Annotated in this window: 7 protein-coding genes; 3 read left to right on the forward strand and 4 right to left on the reverse strand. The window is 35.8% G+C overall.

Annotation, left to right across the window (positions count from 1 at the left end; all coding sequences use genetic code 11):
• Positions 1–53: 53 nt before the first annotated feature.
• Positions 54–773 (reverse strand): CRISPR-associated endoribonuclease Cas6, encoded by a 720-nt coding sequence (gene cas6, locus AMDU4_RS12790; protein ID WP_021788355.1) that lies wholly within the window; start codon positions 771–773, stop codon positions 54–56.
• A gap of 36 nt (positions 774–809) precedes the next feature.
• Here cas6 and AMDU4_RS12795 point away from each other — a divergent pair, with 36 nt between their 5' ends.
• Both AMDU4_RS12795 and AMDU4_RS12800 read left to right on the forward strand, forming a co-directional pair.
• On the forward strand, positions 810–1,550 hold the full coding sequence (locus AMDU4_RS12795) for a hypothetical protein (RefSeq protein ID WP_021788356.1): 741 nt from the start codon (positions 810–812) through the stop codon (positions 1,548–1,550).
• Positions 1,551–1,927: 377 nt separating this feature from the next.
• Positions 1,928–3,025 carry a TIGR04053 family radical SAM/SPASM domain-containing protein gene (locus AMDU4_RS12800; RefSeq protein WP_021788357.1) on the forward strand — a complete coding sequence of 366 codons (1,098 nt, stop codon included), beginning with the start codon at positions 1,928–1,930 and terminating at the stop codon, positions 3,023–3,025.
• A gap of 9 nt (positions 3,026–3,034) precedes the next feature.
• Here AMDU4_RS12800 and AMDU4_RS12805 read toward each other — a convergent pair whose 3' ends face one another.
• From AMDU4_RS12805 to AMDU4_RS12815, 3 genes are all read right to left on the reverse strand, one after another.
• Positions 3,035–4,096: a radical SAM protein gene (locus tag AMDU4_RS12805; protein WP_021788358.1), complete on the reverse strand. Its 1,062-nt coding sequence runs from the start codon at positions 4,094–4,096 to the stop codon at positions 3,035–3,037.
• 41 nt (positions 4,097–4,137) lie between these two features.
• Positions 4,138–4,881: a precorrin-3B C(17)-methyltransferase gene (cobJ, locus tag AMDU4_RS12810; protein ID WP_021788359.1), complete on the reverse strand. Its 744-nt coding sequence runs from the start codon at positions 4,879–4,881 to the stop codon at positions 4,138–4,140.
• Positions 4,882–5,013: 132 nt separating this feature from the next.
• Complete coding sequence (locus AMDU4_RS12815; RefSeq protein WP_021788360.1) at positions 5,014–5,745, reverse strand: DUF929 family protein; 732 nt, start codon at positions 5,743–5,745, stop codon at positions 5,014–5,016.
• Positions 5,746–5,842: 97 nt separating this feature from the next.
• On the opposite strand from AMDU4_RS12815, the gene AMDU4_RS12820 reads away from it, so the two are divergent.
• Positions 5,843–6,161, forward strand: a 319-nt coding sequence (locus AMDU4_RS12820; protein ID WP_021788361.1) for an MmgE/PrpD family protein, incomplete at its 3' end; no start/stop codon positions are given.

Consider the following 6,161-nt stretch of genomic DNA (forward strand, 5'->3'; position numbering starts at 1 on the left):
AATAAAATCATTCTTAAAAGTCATCGGACTTTCATATTCCATATGATCTCGGTTCATTCAACCACCTCCCAGCAGCCAAGTCCCAGCGAAGTTTTTGATCCGAGTCCTTTATAATATAATATTTTAAGAATTTCTGGGGTTCCTGAAATAACACCTGTTAAATTAAAACCTGTTGTAATGCTCTCTTTTTTGCCATTGCTAGATATGCGTATTGTTTTTCTTTTAAGATTCAAATTTGAAAAATTCAATGTAGGTTGATGAATACTAAAAAATTTTGTCAGTTGATTTTCCATAATAGCTTTTAAATTTACTGGCACATTAACTTCTTTGTTTACATAAAAATTTTTTTTGGAGTAATCTCTAACTAATACTGGTGAAAGTGTTTTAAACTTCAGCTCTTGTTTTTCTATACTTGGTGGTTTTATATCTTCTATCCTCGATACTTGATATGTAGTGTCTTTTATTTTAATTGTCGGATCTTCCAAAATTCCAAGACGTAAATAGTTAGATAGGCTTTCATTAAGAGTTCTAAAAAATATATACCCACTTTCTATGTCAAGTCCATTATCTGCCGGTTGGCCTAATTTTTTGTGGTATGGGGAAATAATGTTACTAAATGTATATATGCCTATCTGGGAGCTGCTATGTAATCTCAAATTCTTCTCCTGAAAATAAATAAGTTTTCGGAGGAACGCAATACCAAGAAAATAATTGTATTCAAATGGAATCATTTTACCAGTTATCCTCTTGATGTATATTTTCATACTCTTCATAATAAAGTTAATATTCGGTCATATATTAATGTTACTATGCAAAAAAACGAATTTTTTACTTCGCATAAAGAAAAAGCAGATTTGATCACTTTTATAGGGTTTAAAGAATATCTTGTTACGAATTTCGTAAGAGATAATTTGAAGTTTGACCCTTCAAATATATACATATTTACATCTTCTAAATCTCCATTAGTAGGGATTAGACAGGAAGCTCCATTAAATGAAGTAATATTAAATAAACTGAAGGATATGGTGCATAATGCAAATGAAGAAATTAAAATAAAGGAAAATAGGACAGATAATTTATGGGATATAAGATACTATTATAGAAAACTTAAAGGTCTTCCTGATTCGAACTACGTGGTGAACATTAGTTCAGGACCAGGGGTATATTCATCAGCTAGCATGTTGTGGGCATTGGAAACCAATAATAAAATTGCATATAGTGTTGAATATAGGAAAAATGGTGTACTTGACTCAATAACATTCAGGAATCTAAACATGCGTCCATTTGGCTTCTATAATTTCAGATCAGACAATCTTCATAGATATATTATAACTGCTCTAGAAGCTGGAATGACCACAACAACCAATATTCAGGCATATTTATGGAAGCATATGAAATATGAAACTTCACTAAGGAATATACAAATACATGTCCGAGAATTGTCAAACTCCGGTGTAATTGAGGTCGGTGGAACTAAACCTTATGTTATTTCCTTTTCTAGTGATTTCCAGAAATTAGGATATCGCAGTTCAGATTATCCTGAATGGTAATCTGTTTATCCTTTTGGAATCAGAGTAAGAGCTCAACCGCATAAAGCCATCTTAATTGCCCACAAATAGAAGTACCTCCCGTTGCTTTTGATTTAGTAACACTGTAAACTTCTATGAAATCATCTCAGTACTTTTTGTATTATGTTTTTTCTGGCACTTTCCTGCATCATATTATTCCTCCAATACCATTTCAGTTTGGTTATATATCGATTTAAATGAACGTGTATAACAAATTAAAAAAGAATACGTCTATTGATTTTCAGTATATTTCATACAAATCCAGAATGTTTTTTCGCATCTATTTAATCCTTCCCCTTTTCAAAAACATATTCACATACATTCATCATTCTATTATACAAACTTTCATTTAACTCCATATGATCGACTACAACCAGAAACCAATACTTATTTTCTGGGAAACCACCAAGGCATGTGCCCTGGCATGCACACACTGCCGTGCCTCTGCAATGGAGAACTCACTTCCCGATGAATTAACTGACAATGAAACCACTTTATTTATAAAATCAATTCAAAATTTTGGGAAGCCTTATCCAGTACTTATTCTGACAGGAGGTGATATGATGAGGCGTACTGGTATAAACAATATTATTGAAACCGCCGAAAAATATGGAATACCCACATCAATAAGCCCAGCTGCCACAGATCTCCTGACACCAGAAAGAATAGATTATTTCAAATCTCACCATATCCTCTCAGCATCCCTGTCCCTGGATGGAGACCGAGATATGCATGACTGGCTTAGAGATCCCGGTGTTTATGACAAAACCATAGAACTCATAAACCTGTTAAACTCAAAACATATGAAACTCCAGATAAATTCGGTGGTAATGAAAAAGAATTTGGATCAGCTTCCTGAACTCCTAAAGCTTCTTATTGACAATAATGTAAAAACATGGGAAGTATTTTTCCTTATACAGACAGGGAGAGCAATTGATTCTGAGGATTTGACTCCTGAGGAATTCGAAGACATAAATCATTGGCTTCTGTTTGTAATGAATTACGGAATAGTGGTAAGGACAGTTGAATCACCAATCTTCAGGAGAATAATAGACCAGGGAAATGAAAATTATTCAGGGGAACTTTATCACAAACTTATAAGCAAAACTATAGATCTTCTGGGGCTACCGGAATCCAAAAATATACCCTCAAGGGTTTCTAACACTAGGGACGGAAATGGAATAATATTCGTGGCCTATAATGGTGATGTTTACCCCAGTGGTTTTCTTCCCTACAAACTTGGAAATATCAAGGAAAATTCTATAGTCGATATCTACAGGGACAACGAAACCCTCAAATTGTTAAGAAAAAGCTCAAATCTTGGTGGGCTATGTGGAGCCTGCGAATGGGGTGATTCCTGTGGCGGTTCCAGGTCAAGAGCATATGCCCGCTATGGTAACATATTTGCACAGGATCCTGCATGCCTTTACTCTGATATCGGGGCACAACAACGTTAAATTATTCAATTAGTACAGTGATTCATCAACATTATAAATCACAACCGGAATGTCCAGGGAATCCTTAAGATTATCCCTGATTTCCGTAAATTCGCTGTTCCTTATTTCCATTCCATTTTCCATTAGAATTTCATGAAAATTATTATATTCTTTTATTGGAGAAATATATATTATGTCTCCCTTTGAATATTCAATAGATTTCAGAAATTTTACAGTATCCCTTACATGGTCTTTCCCAAATCCAGACATAACTATAAGCCCAACGTTAATTCCTGAATCCTGAATTTTTCCTATAAATTCACGTGCCATTTGAGTGTCCATTTTCTTGTTAAGCATTCTAAGTATACCCGGATTACCACTTTCTATACCAATGTATATCCTCTTTAGCCCCATTTCCCTCATCATTTTGAAATCTGTATTTCTCAATGGTGTGGTAAAGGCATCGGAAAATGCATAAAAGGGCATATGGAATTTTTCCCTGAAATAATCAAAATAATTATACAGCATATCAGAACTCATGGAAACTGCATTAGCATCTCCAAGAAATATCCCGTTCATGGATTCTATTGAATTCTTAAAAAATTCTCCTAACCTTTCAGCCTGTTCCCTAACCATAGAAAATGGCAATGGAGAATATTTTTGATCCTTATAGAGATTGCAGAATGAACATTTGTTCCATGGGCAACCTGCGGATATACGTAAATAGAGCGAAAAGTACCGGTCAGGTGGCACTATAGGTATCTTTTCACCATAAATTCCAATAAGGTCTATACCTCTTTTTTTCAGAAACTCGTAGTCCTTTCTATGTTTTTTTAGAAATGGATACTCTGTGGAAACCAGTTCGATATCACTGTAAAATGAATTTGCTATACCACGTTTCTCCTTTTCATCCAGAAGCCTTGCATTTCTCTTTCCATTAATGTACCTTAATTCTATAAAATCATTCATTCTGGTTCTTCTATATGTTCTATCACCCAGGGAATAATAAATCATATCGGAATCCATATTCAGCGACAGCCTTCGCTCACCGATTTCAATCTTTACCACTCCTCTGGCTTCTTCAGCAAACACATGCCATTATTAATGGATTAATTAAATAGTTTTTTCAATTCCTAAATATGATATTTTGTATTATAATTCCTGGGCGTTATCATATATTTTCCATAGACGTATGTGCTGGAATTGCCTATTACTACCAGCGTGAACATATCTATATCAAAGTTCAGGAAGTTTTCTAATGTTGATATTTCCACTTTTTGACCATCCCTGTATGCGTTTTTGACGATTCCTACCGGTGTACTTTTATCTCTATATTCCAGCATGATTTCCCTGGCCTTTTTTATAAGTTCGGTTCGCCTTGAACTGACTGGATTGTATAGTGCCGTAACAAAATCCCCGCTGCCTGCTGCATGGATCCTTTTTATTATTATATCCACCGGTGTAAGCCTGTCGCTCAGGCTTATGGAGCAGAAATCGTTCATAAAGGGGACACCAAGAAGTGACCCTGCGGAATTCAATGCTGTGATCCCGGGAATAATTTTAACATCAATATCATATTTATGGGCAGCGAGAATCTCAAAAACTATGCCGGCCATGCCGTATATACCAGAATCACCACTCGAAATTATAGATACATTTTTTCCTTGCATGACATAGTTTATCGCCCTGTTAGCCCTTTCCATTTCATCTGTGACAGAACCTGGAACAACGTTCCTGTTTTCAATAAATTTTTCTATTAACTCTATGTATTTGGTATATCCCATTATTATATCTGAACCCTCAAGGCTTTTTATTGCATCCTCTGTAATCTCTCCTCTATTTCCGGGACCTATCCCTACTAGGTACAGTGTGGACATAACACCCTATAAAAACAGGGATAATATTTTTTGCTATTTTACTGGCTTTTTGCAAGATATCCCATAAAGGTGGATGCTGCTTTTGTTATATGGGTTGAACTCCCAAGATGAGACATGACATATTGTGGAGTATTAGGACTCCAGTGGCCAGGAGACGCAGACCCACTTCCAAGCACTCCTCCAGGGAGCATACATAAACGCATTGAAGATGTAAGTTCCATGAGGACCGGTTATAAGAATGGTAGTTGTCAGGTGGCCCTTAAATGTAATATCACTTGAGTATTTGTTGAACATAGCTGCTACCTTTGCGGGATATGTACTATTTATAAGTGAAAGCCCGTATGACACCAGGGATTCGTTGATGGGCTTATTTCCCACAGTTCCACTCATGGTCTCATTGTACATGTAAAGGGGATAGAAGGTAGATTTATGCCCTGAGGCAGTAAATGTGAAATTTCCCTTAAATAAAAGTCCCGGTTGACCAGTGGTAGAGTTAGAATAAATATCCGCTGGATCTGCAGTATGTAATTCTACATGGCTAGATATATTTGTTGTTGAGTTAATACCATAATACAGTGCCCAGGAATCAGTGGCTCCTATGGGGCATCCTATCCATGAAAGAAAATACACCGCCGAACTTCCATTGGAAAGGAGGTCTCCCTGTGATACTTTATAATACTTGCCCGAAGTGATTTTTGCAGGAGGAGCGAAAAATGGATTCAATACAGCCAGCACAACTATGACAACTATTATGACTGCCATTATAGCTGTTAATAAAAAATTCCTTGTTTTAAAGAATCCTGCATAGTTCGGTTTATTTTTTCCCTGTTTTTTCCCCGGAATATTGTTTTTCTTGGTTGACATTTTAATCTTATAACTGTAAGTCCTTTATCAATTTTTCGCACAGTGCAAAAGTATTTTTTAATAACAAACAATATATTATAAAACGCTATTATTTATCATGGCTATCGAAAATAATCTGGCTGAATTTATAAGTGGCGTATCCTATGAGAACATAGGAGAAGACGTAAAACATGAAGTGAAGCGAAGATTCATAGATGCATTGGGCGTTGCATATTCATCAATAGATTCTCCACCTGCGTCAAAAGTTAAAAAGATGATCGGGCTATATCCCGGAAATGCCAAGATTATCGGCATGGGCACATCATCTCCTGATTTCTCTGCATTTCTTAATTCACTGTTTATAAGATACATGGATTTCAATGACACTTACCTGTCACTGGAACCATTACATCCAAGCGACATTTCGGCCCATAATT

The organism is Ferroplasma sp. Type II, assembly GCF_000496155.1.